28 protein-coding genes are annotated in these 26,748 nt (G+C 59.6%); 12 read left to right on the forward strand and 16 right to left on the reverse strand.

Annotated features, from left to right (window positions below; all coding sequences use genetic code 11):
* Nucleotide 1: 1 nt before the first annotated feature.
* Nucleotides 2-1,477, forward strand: coding sequence for a sodium/proline symporter PutP (gene putP / locus LA304_RS00185; RefSeq protein ID WP_224501100.1), 1,476 nt, complete (start codon nucleotides 2-4; stop codon nucleotides 1,475-1,477).
* Nucleotides 1,478-1,608: 131 nt separating this feature from the next.
* On the opposite strand, the gene LA304_RS00190 is transcribed toward putP, so the two are convergent.
* On the reverse strand, nucleotides 1,609-1,965 hold the full coding sequence (locus tag LA304_RS00190; protein WP_224501101.1) for a CZB domain-containing protein: 357 nt from the start codon (nucleotides 1,963-1,965) through the stop codon (nucleotides 1,609-1,611).
* A gap of 432 nt (nucleotides 1,966-2,397) precedes the next feature.
* Between LA304_RS00190 and pnp the strand changes: the two genes are divergently transcribed.
* Entirely contained in the window at nucleotides 2,398-4,530 is a 2,133-nt protein-coding gene (gene pnp / locus LA304_RS00195; protein WP_224501102.1) for a polyribonucleotide nucleotidyltransferase, read from the forward strand.
* 187 nt (nucleotides 4,531-4,717) lie between these two features.
* Entirely contained in the window at nucleotides 4,718-5,497 is a 780-nt protein-coding gene (locus LA304_RS00200; RefSeq protein WP_224501103.1) for a sulfotransferase family 2 domain-containing protein, read from the forward strand.
* Here the strand turns inward: LA304_RS00200 and LA304_RS00205 are convergent, their stop codons facing one another.
* The 4 genes from LA304_RS00205 to LA304_RS00220 all read right to left on the reverse strand — a co-directional run bounded on the left by LA304_RS00205 (nucleotide 5,498) and on the right by LA304_RS00220 (nucleotide 8,189).
* Entirely contained in the window at nucleotides 5,498-6,202 is a 705-nt protein-coding gene (locus tag LA304_RS00205; RefSeq protein WP_224501104.1) for a sulfotransferase family 2 domain-containing protein, read from the reverse strand.
* A gap of 106 nt (nucleotides 6,203-6,308) precedes the next feature.
* The gene (locus LA304_RS00210) at nucleotides 6,309-6,962 is read right to left on the reverse strand and encodes a peroxiredoxin (RefSeq protein WP_224501105.1); all 654 of its coding nucleotides are present in this window, start codon (nucleotides 6,960-6,962) and stop codon (nucleotides 6,309-6,311) included.
* Between the two features lie 105 nt (nucleotides 6,963-7,067).
* On the reverse strand, nucleotides 7,068-7,715 hold the full coding sequence (locus tag LA304_RS00215; protein WP_224501106.1) for an RluA family pseudouridine synthase: 648 nt from the start codon (nucleotides 7,713-7,715) through the stop codon (nucleotides 7,068-7,070).
* A 12-nt stretch (nucleotides 7,716-7,727) separates the two neighbouring features.
* On the reverse strand, nucleotides 7,728-8,189 hold the full coding sequence (locus LA304_RS00220; protein WP_263491145.1) for a GAF domain-containing protein: 462 nt from the start codon (nucleotides 8,187-8,189) through the stop codon (nucleotides 7,728-7,730).
* 87 nt (nucleotides 8,190-8,276) lie between these two features.
* Here LA304_RS00220 and LA304_RS00225 point away from each other — a divergent pair, with 87 nt between their 5' ends.
* Together LA304_RS00225 and LA304_RS00230 are read left to right on the forward strand one after the other, a co-directional pair.
* On the forward strand, nucleotides 8,277-8,621 hold the full coding sequence (locus LA304_RS00225) for an STAS domain-containing protein (protein ID WP_224501107.1): 345 nt from the start codon (nucleotides 8,277-8,279) through the stop codon (nucleotides 8,619-8,621).
* Between the two features lie 58 nt (nucleotides 8,622-8,679).
* The gene (locus LA304_RS00230; protein ID WP_224501108.1) at nucleotides 8,680-9,108 is read left to right on the forward strand and encodes an ATP-binding protein; all 429 of its coding nucleotides are present in this window, start codon (nucleotides 8,680-8,682) and stop codon (nucleotides 9,106-9,108) included.
* Between the two features lie 19 nt (nucleotides 9,109-9,127).
* Here the strand turns inward: LA304_RS00230 and hspQ are convergent, their stop codons facing one another.
* Nucleotides 9,128-9,454 (reverse strand): heat shock protein HspQ, encoded by a 327-nt coding sequence (gene hspQ, locus LA304_RS00235; protein ID WP_224501109.1) that lies wholly within the window; start codon nucleotides 9,452-9,454, stop codon nucleotides 9,128-9,130.
* A gap of 86 nt (nucleotides 9,455-9,540) precedes the next feature.
* Between hspQ and LA304_RS00240 the strand changes: the two genes are divergently transcribed.
* Both LA304_RS00240 and LA304_RS00245 read left to right on the forward strand, forming a co-directional pair.
* Nucleotides 9,541-10,422 carry an AEC family transporter gene (locus tag LA304_RS00240; RefSeq protein ID WP_224501110.1) on the forward strand — a complete coding sequence of 294 codons (882 nt, stop codon included), beginning with the start codon at nucleotides 9,541-9,543 and terminating at the stop codon, nucleotides 10,420-10,422.
* Nucleotides 10,423-10,500: 78 nt separating this feature from the next.
* A complete protein-coding gene (locus LA304_RS00245) occupies nucleotides 10,501-11,085 on the forward strand; it encodes a transglycosylase SLT domain-containing protein (RefSeq protein ID WP_224501111.1) in 585 nt (194 codons plus the stop codon).
* Between the two features lie 2 nt (nucleotides 11,086-11,087).
* On the opposite strand, the gene LA304_RS00250 is transcribed toward LA304_RS00245, so the two are convergent.
* The 4 genes from LA304_RS00250 to LA304_RS00265 form a co-directional block, all read right to left on the reverse strand.
* On the reverse strand, nucleotides 11,088-11,702 hold the full coding sequence (locus tag LA304_RS00250) for a LolA family protein (RefSeq protein WP_224501112.1): 615 nt from the start codon (nucleotides 11,700-11,702) through the stop codon (nucleotides 11,088-11,090).
* A 100-nt stretch (nucleotides 11,703-11,802) separates the two neighbouring features.
* Nucleotides 11,803-14,700, reverse strand: a complete 2,898-nt coding sequence (locus tag LA304_RS00255; protein WP_224501113.1) for a DNA translocase FtsK — start codon at nucleotides 14,698-14,700, stop codon at nucleotides 11,803-11,805.
* A gap of 11 nt (nucleotides 14,701-14,711) precedes the next feature.
* Nucleotides 14,712-15,893 carry an aminotransferase class I/II-fold pyridoxal phosphate-dependent enzyme gene (locus LA304_RS00260; protein WP_224501114.1) on the reverse strand — a complete coding sequence of 394 codons (1,182 nt, stop codon included), beginning with the start codon at nucleotides 15,891-15,893 and terminating at the stop codon, nucleotides 14,712-14,714.
* A gap of 117 nt (nucleotides 15,894-16,010) precedes the next feature.
* Entirely contained in the window at nucleotides 16,011-17,339 is a 1,329-nt protein-coding gene (locus LA304_RS00265; RefSeq protein WP_224501115.1) for an amidase, read from the reverse strand.
* 95 nt (nucleotides 17,340-17,434) lie between these two features.
* Between LA304_RS00265 and LA304_RS00270 the strand changes: the two genes are divergently transcribed.
* Nucleotides 17,435-18,670, forward strand: coding sequence for an FAD-dependent monooxygenase (locus tag LA304_RS00270; protein ID WP_224501116.1), 1,236 nt, complete (start codon nucleotides 17,435-17,437; stop codon nucleotides 18,668-18,670).
* 22 nt (nucleotides 18,671-18,692) lie between these two features.
* Here LA304_RS00270 and LA304_RS00275 read toward each other — a convergent pair whose 3' ends face one another.
* The 5 genes from LA304_RS00275 to LA304_RS00295 form a co-directional block, all read right to left on the reverse strand.
* The gene (locus LA304_RS00275) at nucleotides 18,693-18,884 is read right to left on the reverse strand and encodes a Trm112 family protein (RefSeq protein WP_224501117.1); all 192 of its coding nucleotides are present in this window, start codon (nucleotides 18,882-18,884) and stop codon (nucleotides 18,693-18,695) included.
* Entirely contained in the window at nucleotides 18,884-19,519 is a 636-nt protein-coding gene (locus LA304_RS00280) for an LON peptidase substrate-binding domain-containing protein (protein WP_224501118.1), read from the reverse strand. The genes LA304_RS00275 and LA304_RS00280 overlap by 1 nt, the downstream gene beginning before the upstream one ends.
* 26 nt (nucleotides 19,520-19,545) lie before the next feature.
* Nucleotides 19,546-20,448, reverse strand: a complete 903-nt coding sequence (locus tag LA304_RS00285; RefSeq protein ID WP_224501119.1) for a thioredoxin family protein — start codon at nucleotides 20,446-20,448, stop codon at nucleotides 19,546-19,548.
* Nucleotides 20,449-20,505: 57 nt separating this feature from the next.
* The gene (locus LA304_RS00290; protein WP_224501120.1) at nucleotides 20,506-21,294 is read right to left on the reverse strand and encodes an exodeoxyribonuclease III; all 789 of its coding nucleotides are present in this window, start codon (nucleotides 21,292-21,294) and stop codon (nucleotides 20,506-20,508) included.
* A 228-nt stretch (nucleotides 21,295-21,522) separates the two neighbouring features.
* Nucleotides 21,523-22,209, reverse strand: coding sequence for a response regulator transcription factor (locus LA304_RS00295; RefSeq protein ID WP_224501121.1), 687 nt, complete (start codon nucleotides 22,207-22,209; stop codon nucleotides 21,523-21,525).
* Nucleotides 22,210-22,390: 181 nt separating this feature from the next.
* On the opposite strand from LA304_RS00295, the gene ribA reads away from it, so the two are divergent.
* The gene (gene ribA, locus LA304_RS00300) at nucleotides 22,391-23,479 is read left to right on the forward strand and encodes a GTP cyclohydrolase II (protein ID WP_224501122.1); all 1,089 of its coding nucleotides are present in this window, start codon (nucleotides 22,391-22,393) and stop codon (nucleotides 23,477-23,479) included.
* On the forward strand, nucleotides 23,479-23,967 hold the full coding sequence (locus tag LA304_RS00305) for a L,D-transpeptidase family protein (RefSeq protein WP_224501366.1): 489 nt from the start codon (nucleotides 23,479-23,481) through the stop codon (nucleotides 23,965-23,967). The genes ribA and LA304_RS00305 overlap by 1 nt, the downstream gene beginning before the upstream one ends.
* 66 nt (nucleotides 23,968-24,033) lie before the next feature.
* Here LA304_RS00305 and LA304_RS00310 read toward each other — a convergent pair whose 3' ends face one another.
* Entirely contained in the window at nucleotides 24,034-24,687 is a 654-nt protein-coding gene (locus LA304_RS00310) for a YggS family pyridoxal phosphate-dependent enzyme (RefSeq protein WP_224501123.1), read from the reverse strand.
* Between the two features lie 216 nt (nucleotides 24,688-24,903).
* On the opposite strand from LA304_RS00310, the gene LA304_RS00315 reads away from it, so the two are divergent.
* Both LA304_RS00315 and LA304_RS00320 read left to right on the forward strand, forming a co-directional pair.
* Nucleotides 24,904-26,031: a porin gene (locus tag LA304_RS00315; protein WP_224501124.1), complete on the forward strand. Its 1,128-nt coding sequence runs from the start codon at nucleotides 24,904-24,906 to the stop codon at nucleotides 26,029-26,031.
* Nucleotides 26,032-26,158: 127 nt separating this feature from the next.
* Entirely contained in the window at nucleotides 26,159-26,722 is a 564-nt protein-coding gene (locus LA304_RS00320) for a DUF3576 domain-containing protein (protein ID WP_224501125.1), read from the forward strand.
* The last annotated feature ends 26 nt before the right edge of the window (nucleotides 26,723-26,748 follow it).

Genomic DNA, 26,748 nt, shown 5'->3' on the forward strand with positions numbered 1-26,748 from the left:
CATGGACATTGGAGTTTGGATCAGCCTGATCCTGTATTTCGCGCTGATGCTCGGCATCGGCTTTTACGCATGGCGCAAGTCGACGGATACGGCCGAGGGCTATGTGCTCGGCGGGCGTGACCTGCATCCGGCTGTAGCCGCGCTTTCCGCAGGCGCATCTGATATGAGCGGCTGGCTCTTGCTCGGCCTGCCTGGAGCGCTCTACATCTCAGGGCTGATCGAGGCCTGGATCGGCATCGGCCTTTTCATCGGTGCGTTCATCAACTGGGTCGTCGTCGCACCTCGCCTGCGGGAGCAAACCGAGCGCTATGACAACAGCCTGACCATTCCGGAATTCCTGTCGAACCGCTTCCCGAGCGCGGCCACCACCCTCCGCGTGGTCTCCGCCGTGATCATCGTCGCGTTCTTCTCCGTCTACACGGCCTCGGGCCTCGTCGGTGGCGGCAAGCTTTTCGCCTCCGCTTTTGACGGCAGCTACATGACGGGCGTGATCCTGACCCTCGGCGTGGTTCTCATCTACACCGTCTTCGGTGGCTTCCTCGCGGTGAGCCTCACGGACTTCGTGCAAGGCTGCATCATGATGCTCGCGCTGATCATCATGCCGATCGTGATCCTGACCACCGGTCAGGGCGCTGGCGTCGATCAGGCGGCAGAACGTCTCGCGTCCGAGGTTGACCCGAACTACCTCTCCATGACCCACGGCCTCACTATTCTCGGCCTGATCTCCACGCTTGCTTGGGGTCTCGGCTACTTCGGCCAGCCACACATCATCGTGCGCTTCATGGCTGTGCGGTCCGTCAAAGACGTCGCCGTTGCCCGCAACATCGCAATGCTCTGGATGGGGATTGCCCTGATCGGCGCCATCGGCGTCGGCATCTTTGGCCGCACCTACATCGAGCGCAACGGCCTCACCCTCGAAGATCCGGAGACGATCTTCATCGTACTGTCCGAGCTGCTCTTCCACCCGCTGATCACCGGCTTCCTGTTCGCCGCTCTCCTCGCCGCGATCATGTCGACAGTGTCGAGCCAGCTTCTCGTGTCTTCCTCCTCGCTGACCGAAGACTTCTACAAAGTGTTCTTCCGTCGTGAGGCCACCGACGTGGAACTCGTGAACGTGGGCCGCATCTCCGTTGCACTTGTCGGTGTCATCGCGATCCTGATCGCCTCCAACCCTGACTCCAATGTGCTTGGCCTCGTGTCCAACGCATGGGCCGGGTTCGGCGCCGCATTCGGTCCTTTGATGATCCTGTCCCTGACATGGAGCCGCATGACCGGAGCAGGCGCTGTTGCAGGTCTGATTGCAGGGGCTGGCACCGTCGCGCTCTGGATCACCAGCGGTCTGAACAAGAGCTTCATGGGCGCGGGCCTCTATGAGATCGTTCCGGGCTTTGTCGTGGCCTTCATCGCAATCATCGTGGTGAGCCTGCTCACGAAAGACAAAGGCGAGTTCCGCGCGAAGGATGCTGCTGCCGAGTAATCGCATCCAAGGGATTTAGACTTCCCCCCCCGGCGGGCGGCCCCAAAAGGGTCGCCCGACTTTTTTGCCCCCACAACGAAAAACACGCCCCGAGCGGGACGCGCAGTCACCGAAAGCTTTCGGGCGCCTCTTCAGAGTTTCGCCGACTGGATTTTGAACTTCACCAGAGCCTGAAGCACGAGGTTCGTCGCGCGCTGATAGGCCGCCCCCGATTTCAGCTGGTCGGAGGCCTCTCGGAACTGGTGATTGTTGATCAGCTTTGCCACTTCTGCCGCCTGCAGGTGGAACTTCGCATGGACGTCAACGGTGTCCTCGTAGAAGGCGTGCCCACCAAACTGGTCCTTCGCATCGCCGTGCAGCCATTGTCCGAGCTCGCATTTGTTGTCCAAGCAGATCGTGTCTGCGTCGAGTTCCTGACGTTCGTCAATTGCGACCCGAAATTTCTGCAGCCACGCCTTGTGTGCCGCCATTGCGGTGTTCACGTCCATTTAATTCTCCTGAGCGTACTTGTTACCATGAGCGATGTGCGTGTTCACGGTAGACGCGAAATAGAGTGATTGCGAGCGCTATCAAATCAAATGGTGCAAAATATTCAAAAAATGCATTTCGTACATGAATTTGTCACGGAAGCCGCATGAGAAACGCGAGGAAGCCAACCGCTCCCCTCTCCATTCTCGCACAGAAGAACTGCCGCCGAAGCCCAGGATTTTGGGGAATCCGCACCAATCGGCCTGACAGGAAAGCAGGCAAACAGATTGCTTCCCAAAACCCCTCAGTTCCTGTATGAACCCCCGCATCTGAGACGTAACGCACAGACCCCGGCGTTGTGAAATAGGATATGGGGTCGGCGGCAATGGGGCCGCCACGCAAAACGGGAGACGCGGGAGGGCCCGCGAGTGCTCCCAAACAGGATACACTTGATGTTTAAAGAAGTGAAAAAATCGATCCAGTGGGGCGAAGAAACCCTCACACTGGAAACGGGCAAGATTGCTCGTCAGGCTGATGGCACAGTCATCGCCACCCTCGGCGAAACCTCCGTGATGGCCAACGTCACCTTCGCCAAGGCACAAAAAGAAGGTCAGGACTTTTTCCCGCTGACCGTCCACTACCAGGAAAAATACTACGCCGCCGGTAAAATCCCGGGTGGCTTCTTCAAACGCGAAGCACGTCCGACTGAGAAAGAGACGCTGACCGCCCGTTTGATCGACCGTCCGATCCGTCCGCTCTTTGCACCGGGCTTCAAACACGAAGTTCTGCTTATGTGCACCGTGCTGTCCCACGATCTGGTCAACGATCCGGACATCGTCGCCATGATCGCGGCTTCCGCTGCACTCACCATCTCCGGCGTTCCGTTCATGGGCCCGATTGCTGGCTGCCGCGTGGGTTACACTGATGGCGAGTACGTTCTGAACCCGACCGTCGACGATATGGACCAGCTCCGCAACAATCCGGATCAGCGCCTCGACCTCGTCGTTGCAGGCACGAAAGACGCCGTGATGATGGTGGAATCCGAAGCCTACGAGCTGACCGAAGACGAAATGCTCGGCGCTGTGACCTTTGCTTACGAGCAAATCCAGCCGGTCATCGACTGCATCATCGATCTCGCTGAAGAATCCGCGAAAGAGCCGTTCGACTTCAAATCGCCGGACTACTCCGAACTGTTCGAAGTCGTCAAAAAAGCTGGCGAAGAGAAGATGAAAGCCGCTTACGCGATCCTCGACAAACAGGAACGTGTGGCTGCTGTTGCGTCCGTCAAAGAAGACATCAAGGCCTCTCTCTCCGAAGAGCAGCTGGCTGACGAGAACCTCGGCTCCGCGCTCAAAAAGCTCGAGTCCTCCGTTCTGCGTTCTTCCGTTGTGAAGGAAGGCAAGCGTATCGACGGTCGCGCACTCGATCAGGTTCGCCCGATCGTCTGTGAAACCGGCCTGCTGCCGCGTACCCACGGTTCCGCCCTCTTCACCCGCGGTGAGACCCAAGGTCTCGTGGTGACGACGCTCGGCACCGGCGATGACGAACAGTTCATCGACGCCCTGCACGGCAACTTCAAATCCAACTTCCTGCTGCACTACAACTTCCCTCCGTACTCGGTTGGCGAAGTGGGCCGCGTGGGTTCCCCGGGTCGTCGTGAAATCGGCCACGGTAAACTCGCATGGCGTGCGCTTCAGGCAGTTCTGCCGGCGGCAACCGACTTCCCGTACACGATCCGCATCGTGTCCGAGATCACCGAATCCAACGGCTCGTCCTCGATGGCATCCGTGTGTGGTGGCTCCCTGTCCATGATGGACGCAGGCGTTCCGCTCAAATCCGCTGTTGCCGGTGTTGCTATGGGCCTCGTGCTCGAAGACGACGGTGAGTTCGCTGTTCTGACCGACATCCTCGGCGACGAAGATCACCTCGGCGACATGGACTTCAAAGTGGCGGGTACCGAAAGCGGCATCACGTCCCTGCAGATGGACATCAAGGTTCAGGGCATCACCCCGGAGATCATGAAGCAAGCTCTCGCTCAAGCGAAAGAAGGCCGCATGCACATCCTCGGCGAGATGAACAAAGCGCTCTCCGGCGCTGGTGAATTCTCTGCACACGCTCCGCGCATCGAGACCATGCAGATCCCGACCGACAAGATCCGTGAAGTGATCGGTTCCGGCGGTAAAGTGATCCGCGAGATCGTCGAAACCTCCGGCGCGAAAGTGGACATCAACGACGAAGGCATCATCAAAATCGCATCCCCGAATGGCGAAGCGATCCAGAAAGCCTACGACATGATCTACTCCATCGTCGCAGAGCCGGAAGAAGGCGTGATCTACAAAGGCAAAGTCGTGAAGCTCGTCGATTTCGGCGCCTTCGTGAACTTCTTCGGCAAGCGTGACGGCCTCGTGCACGTCTCCCAGATCGAAAACCGCCGCCTGAACCACCCGTCTGACGTTCTCAAAGAAGGTCAGGAAGTGTTCGTGAAACTCCTCGGCTTCGACGACCGCGGCAAAGTCCGCCTCGGCATGAAAATGGTCGATCAGGAAACCGGCGAAGAGATCGTACAGGAAAAGAAAGAGGACTAATCCTCCTTCCCTGTCATGAATGAGAAAAGCCCCGCTTTTGGCGGGGCTTTTTGTTTGAGTATTTTTGCCAAGAAGAAGTGAGGCCTCAGGCTCACAGCGCGAGACTCATAATTCTGGAAAAATGTCCCGCACTTGGCGGGGCATTTTGTTTGGGCTAGAGGTCGTTGAGATCAATCGAGGACGCGACATGTTCACACCGACCCGCCACTTCAGCCCCGTGAAGCTCATCGTCAATCGAGAGCGGAAAGCGGCGGTCATGCTCAATCCGAAGGTGCTCACGCTCTTCACGCGAGACATGATGGCGGATGGGTATAAGGAGTTTCTCGGCAAGGACGATCCGTCCGACGGGCGTTACCGGTTCTGGAACGTGGCGCGGAAGATGCCTGTTGCGCCGGTGCGCGACTACCTCGACTTTATCCGCCATCCCGAGAGCTACACGCTCTATGGCTTTGTGCGGAACCCGTATGGGCGTCTTGTTTCTGCCTATAAGAACAAGTTTTATGACACCTGGGCGACCAAACCGGGTCACACCGACACCGACTATCCCCGCTCCATCCGTCAAAAGCACATCAAGCGCGTGCGCAGCTTTGCGGCGAAGCATGGGCTTGAGGGCGCTGAGCCGGGCACGTTGGTGACCTTTGACACCTTCCTCGCTTACATTGAGAAAGATCCGGTCGGCGCGCGAGACCACCATTGGTGCGCACAATACGATGTGTTGATGGCCGACCGCCTCAAGTATACCCGCGTGTTCCGGATTGAGGACGACAAAGAGGAAGGGTTCCGAACGCTGGCCCGCACCTTCGGATTTGACGAGGAGTGGGCTGTGGCACGCCTCGCGAAAAAGCGGAACCCGAGCAAGACGAGCGAGACCTTCATCACTGAAGAAAACCTGCCGAAGACACAGGGTGTCTGTCTCCCGGATGTGAAGGCCTTTGGCTACGATCCGGAAAGCTGGCAGAGTTACTGATCAGGCAGGGTTCGGATAGCCGAACCGGTCGTAATCTTCAGCGTATAGCTGTCCCAGACGCGCGCGCTCTACATCGGAAAACGCCTGCGGTTTTTGCGCGGTTTTGTTGAGCCATCCGAGATCAGGCAGCTCCAGCCCGCGTGCTTTGGCCTCAGCGCAGATTTTCGGCCAGTCCTCATCGAACGTCTCTAGACGCGCGAGATAAAGCCCGTCGCAGCCGAGCACGTGTTTGAGCAGTCCGGTCTGCGGCATGAAATGGTCGTTCAAGCCGCCACGCGGCCAGCTCAGAAGCACTTCGAGAAATTCCGCGAACCCGAGGCGCGAGCGGATGCCCATGCGCTGCAACGGGCGGAAAATCTTTTTCGGTTCCAGCAGCTTGTTCTTATAGGCCGAAAATGCGCGGTTGGACGGGTCCCGCACCACCGCAAAGATGAACCAGTCCTGCCCGTCAATCCGTTTTGCGAACTCGGAGCTCTTCACCGCCACAGACCGCATGGCGCGCGAAATCTCTTCGCCGTCTTGCGCCTCAACGCCGAAAAACGGTGCGAGCGCGGTTTGGATCGACGTGCTCGCAGCCTTGGGCAGGAGCACGTAGGCGACTTTGTGGTCTTCAAAGGCAAAGACACGCACGTCCGCCGGATCATATCCGAAAAGCTGCCGCAGTTTCAGAATCCAGTAGTGCGGGTTGGCCAGATGTTTGAACATTTCGCGCGTCCTCAGAGTGTCAGCGAACTCTAACCCACCACCCCGTCAAGAAAAAGGCCCCGCGCGCGCGAGGCCTTCCATTGTTCTATCGTGCGGATGTGGCCAATCAGGCCGGATCTTTGACGAAGCGCAGGTAGGGCAGCTTCTTGTCGAGCGCGCCGAACTTCTCTTCAGCGGCGGCGTCATCGAGGGACAGAGCCGCGATCACGTCCTGACCGATGGTCCAGTTCGCGGGCGTTGCGATCGGGGTGCCGTAGGTCTTTTGCAGACCGTCGAGCGCGCGCAGCACCTCGGCAAAGTTACGGCCGACGGACATCGGGTAGGTCATGATCAGCTGAACTTTTTTGTCCGGCGAAATGATGAAGACAGAGCGCACAGAGGCGGAGTCCGCCGCGGTGCGGCCATCCGGCAGGTAGGCTTCGGCCGGAAGCATGTCAAAGGCTTTGGAGACTTCGAGATCGGTGTCCGCGATGATCGGGAAGCCCGCTTTCGCACCAGCGAAGCCTTCAATGTCGGCTTTCCACTGCACGTGCTCTTCCGCGCCATCCACGGAGAGGCCAATCACTTTCGTGCCGCGCTTTTCCCATTCGTCAGCAAGCTGTGCCACAGCGCCGAATTCTGTGGTGCAGACCGGCGTAAAGTCTTTCGGGTGAGAGAACAGGATCGCCCAGCTATCACCGATCCAATCGTGGAACGTGATCTCGCCCTGATCGGTCATAGCGGTGAAATTGGGAACGATGTCGTTAATACGAAGACCCATGGTCATCTCCTTATGCAAGTGTGCGACGTTTGAGGTTTAAATACGGTTCAAGAAACTTATTTAAACCCCCGCGCGACATTCCGCGACAAATTTACTCAGATTTTCTCAGAACGGACATTTCGCCGTAAAGGACAGCCCCGCCCCGCCGTCTGGATGGCGCAGCCGCAATTGCTCGGCATGGAGCATCAGGCGCGGCGCATCCCGCGCCTCTCCCGTCGCATAGAACGGATCGCCCATGATCGGGTGCCCTATAGCGAGCATATGCACACGGAGCTGGTGTGACCGCCCTGTTTTCGGCATCAGGCGCACGCGGGTCTGGTTGTCGGCGTAGCGCACCACACGCCAATCCGTGATCGCCTGCTTGCCGTTCTCGTGATCGACCATCTGCTTCGGACGGTTCGGCCAGTCCACGATCAGGGGCAGGTCCACGGTGCCGGTCTTCTCCGCGATTTTGCCGTGCACGACGGCAACATAGGTCTTTTTCGTCTGCCGCTTTTCGAACTGCAGACCGATATGGCGCTGCGCGTGGGGCGTCAGGGCAAAGATCATCACGCCCGACGTGTCGCGGTCCAAACGGTGGATCAACAACGCCTCGGGAAAGACGGACTGAATGCGCGACATGAGGCAATCGGCGAGGTGCTCCCCCTTCCCCGGCACGGACAAGAGGCCGGACGGCTTGTTCACCACGAGAATCTCGTGATCCATGTGGAGAATATCGAGCGGGTCTTGGGGCGGATTGTAATCGTCACTCATGGGGGCGCGATATCACGGGCGGCGGACGTTGGCAAAGACGTGGCGCAGGATTGTGGTCAGCTCTCGCTCGTCTTCCTCGGTGAAGGCCGCCGGATAGTCGCTGTCGATATCGAACACGCCGAGCAACACGCCCTCTGCGTTCTCGACCGGCAGCACGAGTTCCGACTGCGTGGACGACGCACAGGCGATATGGCCTTCGAATGCATTCACATCATCGACGCGCTGCGCCTCTCGTGTGCGGGCGCAAGCCCCGCAGACACCACGCGCGAACGGGATCACGAGGCATCCATGCCCGCCCTGATAGGGTCCAATCTTCAACAGATCTTCGGCGACCGTCCGGTAAAACCCCGTCCAATGAAAACGGTCGTCGAACTGATGCACCTCGCACGCGACCGTGGCCATCAGAGCCACTTCGTCCGTCTCGCCCGCACAGAGCGCCTCAAGACGCGCCGCCAGTCCCACATAATCCGCCATAATTTTCTCCGTTTCCGTTCCGGTGCAAACCCGATGGTAAGGAATGCCCTCTACGCTCGGGGCAAATCAAGAGCAAAGGCACACCAGATGAAATTGGATCACCGGGATTTTGAAGACGCCCGCGTCGTGAGTTTCGGCGACGCGCGCATTGATGCGGCCTGCGCCATTCAGTTTAAGGACGAGATGCGCGCATTGAGCGAGACGGGCCCTGACCGGCTCGTTCTCGATATGGAGAATGTAGAGTTTCTCGACAGCTCCGGTCTCGGCGCTGTTGTCGCGACGCTGAAGGCGGTGCGCAGCGGGCAGACGCTCGAACTCGCGGCGCTGCGCCCGACGGTCAATCGGGTCTTTCACCTGACGCGCATGGACACCGTCTTTACCATCCACCAAACGGTCGATGACGCCCTGCGTCACGGTGACGATGTATCTTGAACCAATCCGCGCAGCCTATGCGCTTCATACCCCGTTACATATTGCGAGAGACTATGACGTGAGACTTGTCCTGCCCGCGACAGAGAACGCCGTGCGCCGTAGCCTTGAAACAATCAAAACCGGATTGGCGCATTTCGACTTTCCGCCCGAGGGGATGGCAAACCTCGAAATCGTTCTGGCCGAAGTGCTCAACAATATCGTCGAACACGCCTATGCCGACAGAACAGGTGGATTGATCGAGATTAGCCTCTCATACCGTGACAGCGGACTGTGGTGCACTGTGTTGGATGGCGGGGTGTCTATGCCGGAGGGCGGACTTCCGATGGGCCAGACCGTCACGGACAAAACACAGATCGCAGATCTACCCGAGGGCGGGTTCGGCTGGTTCCTCATCCGCTCTCTCGCAGACCATCTGGCCTATGAACGGGGAGAGAGTGGAAATTGCCTGAGTTTCCGTGTCTCGCTCGACGCGACACACAGCTCCTAACACGCAGCGCCGCAGCGCTTCAGTTCAGATTAAAATGCACGCGGTAGGCACCGTCTTCGAACTGATCGAACAACTCTCCGAGATCCGGATGTTCGACAGGTTCACCAGAGTAATCCGCCACGAGGTTCTGTTCCGAGACATAAGCCACATAGTAGCTCTCTTCGTTTTCGGCGAGCAGGTGGTAGAACGGCTGGTCCTTTTTCGGGCGGCTGTCTTCGGGAATTGCGGCATACCATTCCTCGGTATTCGCAAAAATCGCATCCACGTCGAAAACCACACCGCGGAAGGTGTGTTTCTTATGTCGGACGACCTGTCCGAGATGATATTTCGCGCGTGATGCCATCATGACATTGCAACCCTTTCTACCGCTCAGTAGACCTGAAGGTATCTAGTTCGTCTACTGCATCGCGGCAAGTAATTGGGAAACAGACTGTGAACCTCATTTTAACAGTGCTCGAGATCGTGACACCGGTCTTTCTGCTGGCCCTCGTCGGGTTCACATGGGTGAAAACCGGCCATGAATATCGTCTGGAATTTGTTACCAAATTGACGATGACACTGTCCGTTCCCGCCCTCATTTTCACCGCATTGGTCAAAGCCGACATTGATCCAGCGGCGCTTACCGCGCTCTCGCTCGCCTCGGTCGTCGCCTATGGCGCCGTCACCATCGTCGCCTATCTCGTGATCAAGGTCCTCAAACTCGACATCCGGACCTATCTCGCGCCGCTCATCTTCGGCAACACCGGCAACCTCGGCCTGCCGCTCGCACTTTTCGCGTTCGGCCAGACCGGCCTGAGCTACGCCGTCGTCGTCTTCGCGGTCATGGCGCTCTGGTCGTTCACCTTCGGCGTCTATGTCACCGCAGGCGGCGGTTCCCCCGCGAAAGCCTTCAAAGAGCCGCTCGTCTGGGCCACGGCCCTCGGGGCGCTCTTCCTGTGGCAGGGCTGGACCCTCCCCAGCTTTGCGATGAACACGCTCGAACTCCTCGGTCAGATCGCAATCCCGCTCATGCTTATCACGCTTGGCGTCGCCGTTGCCCGCCTGCGCCCCCATGGATTGGGCCGTGCCGCCATCATCGCCATCGGCAAAGTCGTCCTGTGTGCGGGCATCGCAGCAATCGCCGGCTTCGCCTTCGATCTCGCTCCAGAACCCTTCGCCGTTCTCGTCGTACAAATCGCGACACCGGTGGCCGTGACGTCCTACATGCTCGCTGAGAAATACGGTGCGGACTCCGACACCGTCGCGGCTTTGGTCGTATCCTCGACGCTTCTTTCTGTGCTGTATCTGCCGTTCTTGCTCGCAATCGTGATCTGACCGATCACGCGAATGCCATTTCATAGGCAGCCGGAATCCGCTATTGTCGCTCAAAAGATTTTATAGCGAGAGGCAGTTATGAGCAGACGTCTTCGCGCATTGTTATGTTTTCTCCTGCTGGCGTCTTGCGGCGGAGGATATAATTCCGCGCCCAAAAACCTCGACAACGCGTGTTCGATTGTGTCCCAGCGCCCGTCCTATCTGAAGGCCATGAAAAAGACCGAACGCAAATGGGGCATTCCGGTCAACGTTCAGATGGCCACGCTGTATCAGGAAAGCAAATTCATCGGCGATGCACGGACGCCCTACCGCTATGTGCTCGGCGTGATCCCCATGGGGCGCCAAAGCTCTGCGTACGGCTACGCCCAAGCACTCGATGCGACCTGGGATGAATACCGCGTCGAACAGGGACGCCGCGGCGCCAAGCGTGACCGCTTCACCGATGCGACCGACTTCATGGGATGGTATATGAATGAGAGCACCGAGAGGCTTGGCATCGCCAAGACCGACGCGCAGGCCCAGTATCTTGCCTACCACGAAGGCCGCACGGGCTATGCCCGTGGCAGCTATCGCTACAAACCGTGGCTGATGCGCGTCTCGAGCGCGGTTGACGCGCGCTCGGACCTCTACCGCAGCCAACTCATCGCCTGCGGTAAAATCTGAGATCAGTCGATCGGCGTGCCGCGCTGGTCGGCCTCGTAGCGGATGTTGAACATCCGGTCGTTGGCATTCCCGCCAAGCGCCATTCGCGTGAGTTGCACGGTCGTCTGGCCCCCGCTCTGGTCATAAATGACCCACGCCTTGAGGATCGGGGTGTCGCTAAAGATCAGGTCGATTGCCCCGTATTCGGGATGATCGGGATCTTGGGCGCGCACGACGGTATCCCCGTTCACCTCGGTGTGGGAGACGACCAGCTTCTCTTTTGACAGATCAATGTTGCGCCCGAGGATCAGTGACAGCGGCGTTGTCGCCATCGGGAAACGCTGCGGCGGCTCGTTTGAGCCCGGATCGAAGATCGCGACCTGACCACCCGCGCCGATCACGAGCGGATCATTCAATCCCCCACCGTATTCGAGACGCATGCGCCCCGGACGTTTGATCGTCACCTTCCCCGCGGACTGGGATCCGTCGTCATTCGTCTGGGTAAAATCCGCCTGCACCGTCCCGAGGCTGTTCAGATACTCCGACAGCGTGTTCAAAGACAGTTTCTCCGCCAACGCGGGCGTGGCGACGGTCAGGGCAATAAGGGCGGGCGCAACTGCGGCGACAAATTTCTTCATGCCCGAGATATAGGAGTGTCCTTTGTCGCTTTCACGAAAAAAGAAATCACGCGGGGATAAATCCGCGTGATCTTTGTGTCAGTCCATTGTGATGGAACGCTTACTGTTCCGGCACGAGGATCTCGCGTTTGCCGACGTGGTTGGCCGAGGACACGACGCCCTCATCCTCCATCTGCTCGACGAGGCGCGCGGCCTTGTTGTAGCCGATCGACAGTTTGCGCTGGATGTAGGAGGTCGAACACTTGCGGTCCTTGATCACGATGGCCACGGCCTGATCGTAGAGCGCATCTTCGCCGCCGGTGTTGCCGCCCGTGTTGAGGCCAAGCACCGCGTCGATGTCCGCCGACTTCTCGTCATCCGGCCCTTCGACCACGCCACCCACGTAATCCGGCGGACCGTAGGCTTTGAGGTAGGACACGATCTTTTCGACTTCCTCGTCCGACACAAACGGCGCGTGACAACGGGTGATCCGGCCACCGCCGCCCATGTAAAGCATGTCGCCCATCCCGAGCAGTTGCTCTGCACCCTGCTCACCGAGGATGGTGCGCGAGTCGATTTTCGATGTCACCTGGAAGGAAATCCGCGTCGGGAAGTTCGCCTTAATCGTGCCGGTGATCACATCCACGGACGGACGCTGGGTCGCCATGATCAGGTGAATGCCGGAGGCCCGTGCCATCTGCGCGAGACGCTGGATGCAGGCTTCGATCTCTTTGCCCGCGACCATCATGAGGTCGGCCATCTCGTCGACGATGACGACGATATAGGGCAGCGCCACAGGTTTGAATTCCTCGGTTTCGAAGATCGGATCGCCGGTTTCATCGTCAAAGCCGGTTTGAACCGTGCGGGAGAACATCTCACCTTTCGACAGCGCATCTTTCACGCGGCCGTTGTAGCCGTCGATGTTGCGCACGCCCATTTTGGACATCTTGCGATAACGGTCTTCCATCTCCGCCACGACCCATTTGAGCGCGACAACCGCCTTCTTGGGGTCGGTCACAACAGGCGAGAGAAGGTGCGGAATGCCGTCATAGACCGAGAGTTCGAGCATCTTCGGGTCGATCATGATCAGGCGGCACTCGTCCGGCGTCAGCTTATAGAGCAGCGACAGGATCATGGTGTTGATCGCCACCGACTTACCGGAACCGGTCGTCCCCGCGATGAGCAAGTGCGGCATCTTCGCGAGGTTCGCCACCATTGCCTCACCGCCGATATCTTTGCCCAGAGCGAGCGGCAGAGAGTGTTTGCCGTCGCCATAATCGCGGCTCGACAGGATTTCGCGGAAGGACACCATCTCGCGGTGTTCGTTCGGCAGTTCGATCCCGATCACTGAACGACCCGGCACGGTGGACACACGCGCCGACAGTGCGGACATTGAGCGCGCGATGTCATCCGCGAGACCGATCACACGGCTCGCCTTGAGACCCGGCGCGGGTTCGAGTTCGTACATGGTCACAACAGGACCCGGACGCACGGAAACGATCTCGCCTTTGACCCCATAGTCATCGAGCACATTCTCCAACATCCGCGCATTCTCTTCGAGCGCCTCGTCAGAGAGCATATGCCGCACGATGTTCGTCGGGTTTTCTAGGAGCGACAGCGGCGGCACCTCGTATTCGGCCTCTTTCGGGTCGAACTTCAGGCTCGGCTGCGCCTCTTCCTGCGCTTGTTTGGACGGCACCATCGGCTTGCGCACCGGATGCTGGACGACTTTCTTCGGCTCCGGCATCGCAGGGGCCGCGGGTTCATAGCGCGGCGCTTCCTGTTCTAGGTAGTCGGGCGTTTCAACAGGGTGCTCGACCTCGAACGAAATATCGTCATCGACCACATCGAAATGATCGCTCGGGTCGTCCTGATACGGGAAGGACACCTGCTCCGCGACAACCGGCGGCTCCTGTTGCAGGATCATCGGTTCCGGCCCCTTGCGATACTTCTGCGCGGCACGTTGCGCGGCGCTTAATGGAGGTTCCTGCCGACCGGACAACGGCGGAGCGGCACGCACAGCACTGCGTGCGCGGGCATTGATGGCCGACGAAATCTTGGAGCGGATGCGATCCGACTGACCCGGCTGCGGCTCCACATCGGGGGCAAGTTCCGGTTCGATCAATTCGGGTTCGAGATCTTCAGGCGTCGTGCGTTTCAACAGGCTCGGCATCTTGGCAAAGAGCGAGGGCTTGGCCTCCGGTTCCGGCTGCACAAACTCCGGCTCCGGCGCATGGGCGCGGATCACGCGGTTCTCGGGGGCCATGGTGGCCGCAAAGGCCTGCTGTTCGTCCTGAACCGCGCGCGCACGCTCACGACGTTCGGCACGATGGACCGCGGCTTTACGGGCAAGCTGCCCGCTCATTGCGACAGACCCACGCGCCCCACGCCCCAAAAGGTGCAACACCAGCGCATAAAAGGACGTTAGACCCAACAGCAGGAAGCGCCCGCACACCGACAACTCAGGCCGCGTGAACCCGAAGGCAAAGAGCGCAAGGCCAACAGTCGCAAAGAAAGAAATCACAGAGAGCGCCTTGAGGCTCAGCGCCGCGCCCAATGGCAAAATCTGGATCAGCGCGGCGAGGACCGTATCCCCGAACAGCCCGCCATAGCTCTGCGGCGCGGTCGACACATGGGTCGAGGCATAAATCGCCCCCACAGCCACAGCAATCGGCACGAACACAGCTCGCGACAGCGCACGCTCGTTCCCGCGATGGAGCATATAGCGCACGCCCCACGCGACAAATCCGGCGGCAATGCCCCAAGAAGCCACACCAACGATGATCATCAGAGGCGAGGAAATCGACGCCCCGAACCGCCCGAGAGTATTGCTCACGGGGTCTTCGGTGGCGGAGAGCCAGCTTGGATCTTCAGGCGAGTAGGACCCCAACATCAGCGCGAAGAGAACACCGACAACGACCAGTCCGAGACCGATCAGTTCCCGCCCTCGCTTTTCGAGCAGAATCTGCGTGTTTTTATCGAAAAGCGGATCGCGTCCACGTGCCTGATAGGATGCCATACCTGCCCCCTTTACCCGTACAAACAGTCACGGAGCGTAATAAGCCCGCGCTGCGTTTCTTCTTTTGGAGCCACCAAAGCGACCCGAATATATCCTTTGCCGGGGTTCTCCCCGTTCACATCCCGCGACAGATAGGCGCCCGGCAAAACCCGCACACCCGTCTCGGTCCAGAGCTTCATCGCCGCTTCTTCGCCGTCCGCAACCGGAAGCCAGAGGAAGAACCCTGCATCGGGGGCCTTCGCCCCGTCGATCCCGTCAAAAATCTCGTCGGCGAGGTCGAATTTCTCGGCGTAGAGTTTGCGCGAGGAAATTACATGTTCCTCATCCGCCCAAACCCGTGCCGACACGGCCTGAATCGGCCCCGGCAGCGGCGCACCGGAATAGGCGCGGAGGCGACGGATGCGCAGGATATTCTCCGGCCCCGACGCCACAAACCCGGACCGAAGCCCGGGGAGGTTCGACCGTTTCGACAGCGAATGGAAAATCACGACGCGTTCAGGGTCCGCGCCCATCTCTTTCGCGACATCAAGCGCCCCCGTGGGGGCCTCATCGCGATAAATCTCGGAATAGCACTCGTCGGCGAAGACTTTGAAATCATGCTTCTCGGCGAGGGCAATCAAATCACGCAGATAGTCGCGCGAGGCAATCGCCCCCTGCGGGTTGGACGGGCTACATATATAGGCAATCGCCGTGCGGTCGAGCACCTCGGTCGGCAGAGATGCATAGTCCGGCAGGAAACCTGTCTCACGCGTGGCCGGCACAAACACAGGCTCCGCACCCACAGTCACCGCTGCGACGGCGTAGACCTGATAGAACGGGTTCGGCGTGAGCACTACCGGCGTTTTGCCGTTCTTCGTCTCGGGGCAGAGCGCGAGACAGGCGTTCATCAGCCCCTCGCGCGTGCCGTTGAGCGCCATGATCTGCGTGTCCGGCGACAGCGTGACGCCGAACCGGCGACCGACCCAATCCGCGATGGATGTCAGCAACTCGTCCGTGCCGTTGTTGTTCGGATATTTGGCAAATCCGGCGATATTTTCGGCCAGCACGTCGCCCACAAAATCGGGCATCGCGTGGCGGGGTTCGCCGATGGTCATATGCATCACTTCCCCACCCGGCGCATGCGCGTCGAGAAGGCTCCGCAAACGCGGGAAAGCATATTCCGGCAGGTTGGAAAACCGCTCAGGGAACGTCATGAAACTGCTACTGCCTCTGTTTTACCGGATCTTTTTGCCCGGATGATTGGGATCAGGATAACCGCACTGAGCCTTTCGGTCCAGAGAAAGACGTCGCCCGCGATTTCGTTGTGGCTTTTACGCCAGCGCAGCCTCCGCCGCCGCCCCGAGACGCAGCAGGCGCTTTTCCGTCATTGGCGGCGTCTGGAGCGTGATCCCGCAGGACGGAATTCCCGTCGGCAGCGTGAGCGCGGTGAGCCCCATGAGATTCCCGACCCGCGTATTGCGCAGCGCGAGGAGGTTCTCGGTCACGTAATACTCTGCATCCGTCATGAGGCGCTCCGCATTCGGCGGCAGGATCGGCGCTGTGGGTAGGATCACCGCATCGAACCCTGCCGTCGCCTTGAGATACGCCGCGCGCAGTCGCTCGAGTGTCTTCCACCCCGCCACGTAAGACGCACCCGTGAAGGCCCCGCCGGACCGGAACCGCTCAAGGATGCGTTCAAACATGAGGTCCGGGTTGGCTTCAATCACATCGCGCCATTCAGCATAGGCCTCGACCGTGAACAGGATGCCGGACAGGTCCATCGCCTCCGTGACCGCATCCACCGTGCCGTGGACAATCTCTGCACCTGCTTCTCTGAGCTTTTCAACCGCCGCCTCAAACGCCGCACGTGGGGCGTCACGAATATCGTCGAACACGACATTCTCAAGCAGCAACAGATGCTTACCCGCAAGCGTCGCACCTTTCAGGTCCGGCGCGGCAGAGCCATCAAGAATCGCAAACACTTCTGCCGCGTCCTCAACCGTCCGCACCAGAGTTCCGACCGTATCAAACCCCGCCGCCAGTGGGACAACACCGTCGAGCGACAGGCGACCGGACGTGGTTTTGAGGCCCACAAGATCGTTCCAAGCCGACGGAATCCGCACCGATCCGCCAGTGTCCGACCCGATAGCCCCCGGCGCGAGGCCAAAGGCGACCGATCCCGCAGCGCCAGAGGATGATCCACCGGACACAGCCTCATGATCATTCACACAAGGCGTCGTCGCCGTGATCGGGTTGAGACCGAGACCGGAGAAGGCAAGCTCCGACATATGCGTCTTGCCCAGAGCCACCAGACCCGCCGCCGACGCACGCCGCAACGCTTCGGCATCGCGCGGCGGGATACGATCCTTGAGCAGTGCAGACCCTGCCTCCGTCGCCACACCCGCCGTATCGAACAGATCTTTCCAAGACACCGGCACCCCGTCGAGCAATCCGCGACGCACGTTCAGGCGCGCGCGATCATAGGCCGCTTCGGCCTCCGCCATGGCGCGATCTTCCATGAACCGCGCGTAAATCCGGTCGGAAAACGGATGCGCCTTCGCCCGATCGAGGTAATCTGCGGCCAAATCACGCGGATCAATGTCGCCGGACCCGATGGCCCGCCCCAAATCACACATGCTCATCTCAAAAATATCGGCCATGGCCCGTCCTCTCATGCTTCCCGCACAAGCTAGCGGCGCAAGAACGCATGGACAATCCCGTCTCGCGCGTCATATTTGCGCCAAGGAGTGACGGCATGACCCAAGATCAAATTCCCACCAGTGATGTTCTGATTGTTGGCGGCGGCCTGAATGGTCCCGCCCTCGCGCTCGCCTGTGCAGACGCGGGCCTCACTGTCACAGTGATCGACACCCTTCCGCGGGACGCGCGCGCTAGTGACGCCTTCGACGGGCGCGGCTATGCGCTCTCCCTCGCCTCGCATCGCCTCCTTCGCGCGGTCGGTGTCTGGGGCGCGGTCGCGGATCACGCTCAGCCAATCCTCGATGTGAAAGTCACCGACGGTAAACCGGGTCAGGGTCCCGCGCCCTTCATGCTCGAATTCCGCGACGGGGAAATCGACGAAAGCCCAATGGGGTACATGGTCGAGGACCGCTATCTGCGCCAAGCCTTCCTCAATGCTCTGGACGCGCACGACCGCATCACACAGGTCGAGGGTCTCGTCACCGAACAGGACGTCGATATCGCGCAGGTCCGCCTGACGCTGAGCGACGGTCGCCAACTCGCAGGCAAAGTCGTGATCGGCTGTGACGGTCGCAAATCCGGAGTCGCCCAGCGCGCAGGGATCGGTCGCACCGGATGGGGTTATGGTCAAACCGCCCTCGTCTGCGCCATTTCGCACGAGAAACCCCACAACGGCTGCGCGCATCAGTATTTCCTGCCGCCTGGCCCGCTCGCGATCCTGCCGCTTCCGAACAACCAGAGTTCCATCGTCTGGACCGAGACGGAAAAGATGGCGGAACAGATTCAATCACTCTCGGATGAGGATTACCTCGCCGTTCTGCGCCCACGCTTTGGCGACTTCCTCGGGGAAATTTCGCTGGCCGGAAAACGCTTCACCTATCCGCTCAACATCACGCTCGCGAATGCCTTTTATGGCCCGCGCGTGGCTCTCGTCGGCGATGCAGCCCACGGGATGCACCCGATTGCGGGTCAGGGTTTGAACGCGGGTCTCAAAGACGTCGGCGCGCTCGCCGAAGTGCTGATTGAGGCCCATCGCCGTGGCGAAGACATCGGGCGGGAGGACGTTCTCGACCGCTACGCCCAATGGCGCCGGTTCGACATTTCCACCATGGCCCTCATGACGGACAGCTTTAACAAGCTGTTTTCAAACGACAACCCGATCCTGCGCATGGCGCGTGACATTGGAATGGGCGCCGTCAACGCCATGACAGGTGTGCGCCGCGCCGCCATTCGTGAGGCCGCCGGTGTGAACGGGGATTTGCCAAAATTGCTAAAGGGGCAGCCGTTCTAAGCGCTGCCCTGGGTCGTCGCCCTCAGTCGTCGAGGTGACGCGCCTCGGACACGAGCATGATCGGAATACCGTTCCGGATCGGATAGGCGAGACCGGCAGTCTTCGAGATCAATTCCTGCGCCTCTGCGTCGTAGGTCAGCACACCATGGGTCTGCGGGCACACGAGTGCCTCGATCATACGGCGGTCAAAGGCAGGTTGGGTCTCGTTGGCCATCACATCATATCCTCGTTGGAGCCCCCATGGAGAGCGAACTCCATGAGCGTTACCAGAGTTTCACGACGAATGGAAAGAGTCGGCGCCTCCAAAAGCGCCTGTTTGTCTTCGGGTTCAAACGGGCAGAGCATCGACAGCGAATTGATCAGCATCTCGTCTTCAACCTGACCGAGACTTTCCCAATCCGTGCGCAGTTCCTCTTCGCTCAGATAGCGCTTGAGCAAATCCATGAAGGCGTTGCGCCGCAATCCGGGATCATGCTCCGCAGCGCCGAGATCGCCGGAGAAATCCGACCAATCGACCGTGAACTTGCGATACGGGGAAAATCCGGTCGTTTCCGCGAGCAGGCGGAAACGCGACACACCCGTCAGCGTGACCATATAGCGCCCGTCTTCGGTTTCCGAAAACGCGGTGAGGCGTCCGGCACATCCGATGGCGTTGAGCTTTCCGGCCCCTGCCCCACTGCGCGGCTGCACCATCCCGATCAGACGACCAGGCGTTTTCATGCAGTCTTCGAGCATCTGTAAATAACGCGGCTCGAAAATATGCAGGGGCAGCTTCGCCCGGGGCAACAGGAGCGCCCCGGAAAGTGGAAAGATAGGTATCGTCTCTGGAAGGTCAGCTGCGGTCAACATGCCCTATAGCTAGATCGACAAAGCGATCAGGCAAACAGCATAGAGGACAATTTCCGCCGACCGGTGAGAGCAATCGGATCGTTCGGTTTCAGGCTGTCGAAAATCTTGAAGAGCTGGTCCTTCACAGCACCCTCATTCCACTCGCGATCCTGTTTGAACGCGGCGAGAAGGGTTTCGACGGCGGCTTCGATGTCACCGGCTGCGTGTTGCGCGACGGCGAGGTCAAAACGCGCCTGCATATCGGTCGGGTCGGCCTCGACTTTCGCGGCCAGTTCCGCCACCGGACCAGCGTCCTCAGCTTCGCGGGCGAGCGCGATTTGCGCGTGCACGGCCTCAATTGCCGCGTCAGACGACACCTCGGCAGGCGCACCGTTGATCACGGCTTCGGCCTCGTCCACTTCACCTTTCACAAGGTGGCATTTGGCGAGACCCGCATAGGCGGCGGCGAGCTTGTCGTCCTCTTCGAGGATGGCGGCATAGGTCTGCGCGGCATCGTCGAATTCGCCTGCTTCGAACATTTCATCGGCGGCTTCAACGGCGTCGTTGAGGCTCTCGTCCACGTTCAGCGCCGCAATTTTGCTCACGAACTCTTTGACTTGCGACGGCGGGAGAGCGCCTTGGAACCCGTCCACCGGCTGACCTTTGAAGAAGGCATAGACGGTCGGGATCGATTGCACGCGCATCTGGCCTGCGATCATCTGGTTCTCGTCGACGTTCACTTTCGCCATTTTCACAGCGCCACCGGCGGCCTCGACCTCGGCCTCAAGTGCCGGCCCGAGTTGCTTACACGGACCACACCACGGCGCCCAGAAATCGACGATCACAGGGGTTTCCTGCGAGGCGTCAATCACCTCCGCCATGAAGTCAGCTTCGGTTACATCTTTCACATATGCGCCATGCGCAGCGCCATTCATCTGTCCGAGATCCATTGTCGGCTCTCCCTTATCTGCTTGCTTGAGCGATATATGCGCCTTTCGGCATGGTTTTTAAAGATCGAAGGTCGCAAACACCGGCGCGTGGTCGGACGGCTGCTCCCATCCCCGCGCGTCACGCAGGACACGGCTCCCATGCGCAGCGTTCGAAATGTCCGGCGTGGCCCAGATATGGTCGAGACGACGCCCTTTATCCGCCGCATCCCAATCCTTCGCGCGATAGGACCACCACGAATATAAGAGCCCCTCGGGAATATCCTGCCGCGTGATATCGACCCAGTTGCCTGCATCCTGCGTCTGGGCGAGATGCTCAACCTCAATCGGCGTATGCGACACGATTTTCAGGAGTTGCTTGTGGTTCCAGACATCATCCTCACGCGGCGCGATGTTCAGATCGCCCACGAGGATCGCTTTCTCCGGCGTGTCCGCATGAAACGCGTCGCGCATCTCCGTGAGGTAATCGAGCTTTTGCCCGAACTTTTCGTTGATCTCCCGATCCGGTTTGTCCCCGCCCGCAGGCACATAGAAGTTGTGGATCGTCACACCGTTCTCCAACTTCCCTGCGATGTGGCGCGCATGGCCCAAGGACGCAAAGTCCTCTGCCCCTGCTTCAACCATCGGAATTTTCGACAGGATGGCGACGCCGTTGTAGCCCTTCTGGCCCCGCGCAACCATGTGCGTATAGCCAAGCGCCCGAAAGCCATCCATCGGGATCTTCTCCACCGGCGACTTGCACTCCTGCAAGCACAGCACATCCGGCGCCTCCTCTTCGAGAAGCTTGAGCACAATCGGCTCACGCAGGCGCACGGAATTGATGTTCCAGGTGGCAAGGGTAAAGGGCATAGGGGTCTCCGCAATAATGTCAGGAAAACCTAGTCACAAATCCCGCGAACCGCCACCGTCCAATCCCGCACGACCCACACAAAAACGCGCACAAAAAAATGCCCGGCACAAAGGCCGGGCAGTCATAGGGACGAGGGACGCACATCATTGCCCCGATGTGCGAGGGGGCTTTCATCAGTCCAACTCGCGCAGGCCCCCAAAGGTTCCCGCGCAAAACGGATTTTTTCATCACGACGCGAGACGGTACCCACCGGCCTCGGTCACGAGCAAACGTGCGTTCGAGGGATCGGGCTCAATCTTCTGGCGGAGACGGTAGATGTGGGTCTCAAGCGTGTGGGTGGTCACGCCCGCATTATAGCCCCACACCTCATGCAACAGGATATCCCGCGGCACGACGCCTTCGGTCGCGCGGTAGAGGAATTTGAGAATGTTGGTCTCTTTTTCCGTCAGGCGGATTTTCTTGTCATCTTCGGTAACGAGCATCTTCTGCGCCGGCTTGAACGTATACGGCCCGAGCTGGAACACAGCCGCTTCGGATTGTTCATGCGTGCGAAGCTGTGCGCGGATACGGGCCAGAAGCACAGGGAATTTGAACGGTTTCGTGATGTAGTCGTTCGCACCCGCATCAAGGCCGAGAATCGTATCAGCATCGGTGTCATGACCGGTGAGCATCAGGATCGGGGACTTCACGCCCGACTTGCGCAGACGTTTACAAAGCTCGCGCCCGTCCGTGTCCGGCAGGCCCACGTCGAGGATCAGAAGATCGTAATGCGCTTCTTTCGCCTTCTCGACCGCGCTCGCACCGCTGTCCGCTTCGAACACGTCGAAGTCTTCGGTCATCACCAACTGCTCGCTGAGCGCTTCGCGCAGATCGTCATCATCATCAACCAGCAGAATCTTTTTCAGAGTGGCCATCACAGAGACCTCCTTTGTTCGTGTATTATCCGTGATGTGCGCCCGAAGTGGCCCCACGACAAGATTTGCAACAATCGGCTCACGCAAGCGTGTGAAAATCGCGGAGAATGTTTCACTTTATGTCAAATCCCGCTACAGCAGGGGCCTGATAATAACGATCTATACGTCAGGATCGACACCGATGAGCCTAGCGCCGAACATTTCCGAACTCATTGCGCGCGCCCGCGCCGACATGCGCATGGGCGTGCCTGTTGTTCTTTTGTCGAATTCCGGTGCCTCCCTCATCGTCGCCGCCGAAGGCCTTTGCAAAGAGCGTCTGGATGACCTCAAAGAGCTCGGTGCCCCCGTCCTCGCCATCACGTCCCGCCGCGCCGAAACGCTTTCTGCCCGCGCCTATGATGGCGATCTGGCCCGCCTGAGCCTGCCGAGTGACGCCACGACGGGCTGGATTGAATCGGTGGCTGATCCCGCCGACGACCTGACCCACCCGATGAAGGGGCCGTTCCGCACGATCCGCGACGGCGACGCGATCCGCGCGCGTGCCGCAATTGCCCTCGCCAAATCCGCGCGCCTCCTGCCCGCCGCGCTCGTTGTGGACATTCAGGACCCGCTACCCCTCGCCGCATCGCTCGGCCTCTCCACCCTCCGTGTCGAAGAGGCGCTCCCGCTCATGGCGGACCTCGCGCCGCTCCATGATGTCGTCCACGCCCGCGTGCCTCTGGTCGCGTCGGAAAAGAGCCGCGTCCACGTCTTCCGCCCAGATGATGGTGAGGAAGAGCACTATGTCGTCGAGATCGGCAAACCGGATCGAAGCAAACCTGTGCTCGCCCGTCTGCACTCTGCCTGTTTCACCGGCGACATCTTTGGTTCCCAGAAATGCGACTGTGGCCCGCAGCTCAACGCAGCCTTGGCCCAGATGGGTGAGGAAGGGAGCGGCGTGCTTCTCTATCTCAATCAGGAAGGTCGCGGCATCGGGCACGCGAACAAGATGCGCGCCTACTCTCTTCAGGATCAGGGCTTCGACACCGTTGAGGCCAACCACCGCCTCGGCTTTGAAGACGACGAACGCGATTTCCGTATTGGCGCCGCCATTCTCAAGGAGATGGGCTTTTCCTCTGTCCGCCTGCTCACCAACAACCCGAAAAAAATCGCCCGCATGGAAGATCAGGGGATCAAGGTGACGGAACGCGTGCCGCTCAAGGTCGGTGAGACCCGCTTCAACGAGGCCTATCTCGCCACCAAGGCCCGCAAGTCCGGGCATCTCCTGTGATCAAAGCGACCGACATTGTCGTCACCCGCTGGGGCGCGCGGTTTATGGGGCGGCGCTTTCCCTGTGCGATTGGCAAGGGCGGAATCACCTCTGACAAACGCGAAGGCGACGGGGCGAGTCCGCGCGGCATCCACCACCTGCCGAGACTCTATTATAGGGCGGACCGGATTCCGGCGCTGACGGCTGAGAAAATCCGAGTCGGCGATCTGTGGTGCGATGCGGGGGATCACCCCTCTTATAACCACCTCGTCCACGCGCCGTTTTCCGCGAGCCACGAAAAGATGCGCCGCGCCGACCGTCTCTATGATCTTGTGCTGATCACCGATTGGAACTGGCCGGATGCGACGCCGGGCAAAGGCTCCGCCATTTTTGTCCACCGCTGGCGCAAGCCGCGCCACCCGACAGAGGGCTGTGTCGCATTTCGTGCCGATCACCTGCGCTGGATCGCGGAACGGGTGACGCCCGCCACACGCCTTATCATCCGGTAAACGCAACACGCGCGGGGTCCGACACTTGTCCGACACTTAGCCGACGCTGTGCAGACCCCCGTTTTCTCAGTGATAATCGCGTTCACCAAAGATCGCGGAGCCAACCCGCACATGAGTCGCCCCCTGCGCAATCGCGGTCTCAAAATCGCCGGACATCCCCATTGAGAGGCCTTCAAGCCCGTTGCGCACGGCAATCTTTTTCAAGAGGGCGAAGTGCAGAGACGGCTCCTCGTCGGCGGGCGGAATGCACATCAGACCCTCAATCGGCAGGCCCAAATCGCGACATTCCTGAATGAATTCATCCGCTTCGGCCGGACTCACCCCCGCCTTCTGCGGCTCCTCACCCGTATTCACCTGTATAAAGAGACGCGGACAGTGCCCCATCTCCTCGGCCAGACGCGCGATGGCTTTAGCGAGCTTTAACCTGTCCACCGTATGGATCACATCAAAGAGGTCCATCGCCTGACGGGCCTTGTTTGTCTGAAGCGGCCCGATGAGGTGCAATTCAACACCGTCGAACTTTTCTTTAAACGCAGGCCACTTCCCTGCCGCCTCCTGCACACGGTTTTCTCCGAAAACACGGTGCCCTTCTGAAAGGACCGCCTCGACCCGCTCATCCGGCTGAACCTTGGAAACCGCGATCAACTGAACACTCTCAGGGGCACGTCCAACCCGAACAGCCTCATCCTTGATACGGTTTTTGATCTCCATAAGCCCCATATCTGCCTCCTGTTTCGAACGGACCCACATTCCTTGGTTTATTTACGTCCCATACAACCCACGGGCAACAGGTGTGTGGCGTCTTTGCATCATTTTTCAGACAGCTTGCCAAGGCGTGGCGCGTTTCCTTGACCCAAGCCCAACTTCGGAGCATTCATCTCGCCATGTGTCGGGTCAGCCGGCATGCCTGATATTTCAAATTCCACGAGGGAAAAAATGAAAAAGATCCTTCTTTCTTCCGCAGCAATCGTCGCATTCGCCGGCGCTGCTTCTGCAGAAATCACCTGGACCGGCAACGGCACCCTGGGCTACAACGATGACTACGAAGACGGCGTATACGTTGACGTTGACGTTGACATCTCCGCTTCCGCTGAGCTGAACAACGGCTGGGTCGCAACCATGACCTACGGCCTCGAGCTCGACGACAACGGTGAAGATTTCACCGACGCTGACTTCTCCGCAGACGACAACCTGACCCTGTCCCTGTCCAACGACATGATGGCGCTCACCTATGGTGACACCGAGTACGCTGCTGTTTCCTACTGGAACGGCGTGTCCGACATGGCAAACGACGGCTTCTCCGAAGTTGACGGCGAAGCAGTTCTCAAACTGACCGGCACCATCGGCTCCATCGAAGCTGGCCTGTCCGGCGGTATCTACGAGCGTAACGTTGGCGCCATCGACGGCGGCGAAGTTTACCAGCTCGGCTTTGGTATGACCACCACCGTTGGCATGGTTGACCTCTCCGTTGCTTACCAGGAAGAAGACACCGACGCTGGCACCTTCATCCCGTCGAACGCTGGCTACGGCAACGGCGACTTCAACGGCAACGAAATCTTCGGCCTCTCCGCTGGCTTCGCTCTCGGCGGCGCAGACCTGCTCGTTGCTTACGCTTCCGACGAAACCGCTGGCGAAGACTCCCTCGGTCTCTCCGTTGCTTACCCGGTTGGTGCTTACACCCTCGGCGCATACTACGTAGCTGAATCCCTCGGCGACGACACCTACGGTGTTTCCGTTGACTACGCAGACGGCCCGATCGTTGCTCGCGCTTACTGGAAAACCATCCAAGGTTCCGACGAGTACGGCATCGGCGCTGGCTACGACCTCGGCACCGGTCTCGTTGTCTCCGCTGGTTACATCGACGGTGACTCCCTCACCGACGACGACTTCGCAGGTTACATCGTTGCTGACTACGACCTCGGCGGCGGCGCTTCCTTCATCGCTTCCTTCGCTGACTACACCGGCGACGCAGCAGCCGACATCATCACCGATGATATCGACACTGTGACCGGCGGCTACGAACTGCTCTCCGGCACCACGCTGGCTCTGTCCCTGGCCTTCTAATTTTAGAAGAACAGACACAGTCTTTAGGGCCGTCCTTCGGGGCGGCCCTTTTCTTTTGCGTTCTTAAGGCTTGTCCCTTCCCGACGCGGGCGATACGGTTGCCGCAACGTGGAAGAGGGAGCTTTGTATGTTTCGCGGACCCCATATTTTGGCGCTGGCGTTTGCCATAACGCTTTCTGGTTGTGGCGCTTTTGACGGCCTGAGTTCACTCGGCGATAGCGTCGGCGGCTCCATCGGCTCCGGCCCCTTCTCTGGCGGCTCGACCGAGACCACCACCGAGGGCGAAACCATCGACGCCAAGTCCACCGGACAAGCGGTCGAACTTCCGAATGGTGAAACCATCGTCCTCGAACAGCGCACCAGACGTAAGATTTTCGGCGGCGGTGCGAACACGGTTTCCGACAGCGTTCAGGTCAACAAATACATCTGGAACGGTGCGCTCGATGTGCTCTCGTTCCTGCCCGTGCAATCCGCCGATCCGTTCACAGGCGTGATCCTCACCGGCTACGGCACGCCCCCGGGTGGCGGCACCGCCTATCGTGCCGTGATCAACGTCACCGATCCGGCCCTCGACGCCCGTGCCCTCAACGTATCGCTTTACACACGCAGCGGTCCGGTCAGTCAGGAAACCATCACCGCCGTCGAAGATGCCATTCTGACCCGCGCCCGACAGTTGCGCACAGGCGGATAAGTCACGGAAATCCGCCTTCCGTCTGG

Source organism: Celeribacter litoreus (genome assembly GCF_020165855.1).
GTDB classification, from domain to species: Bacteria; Pseudomonadota; Alphaproteobacteria; order Rhodobacterales; family Rhodobacteraceae; genus Celeribacter; species Celeribacter litoreus.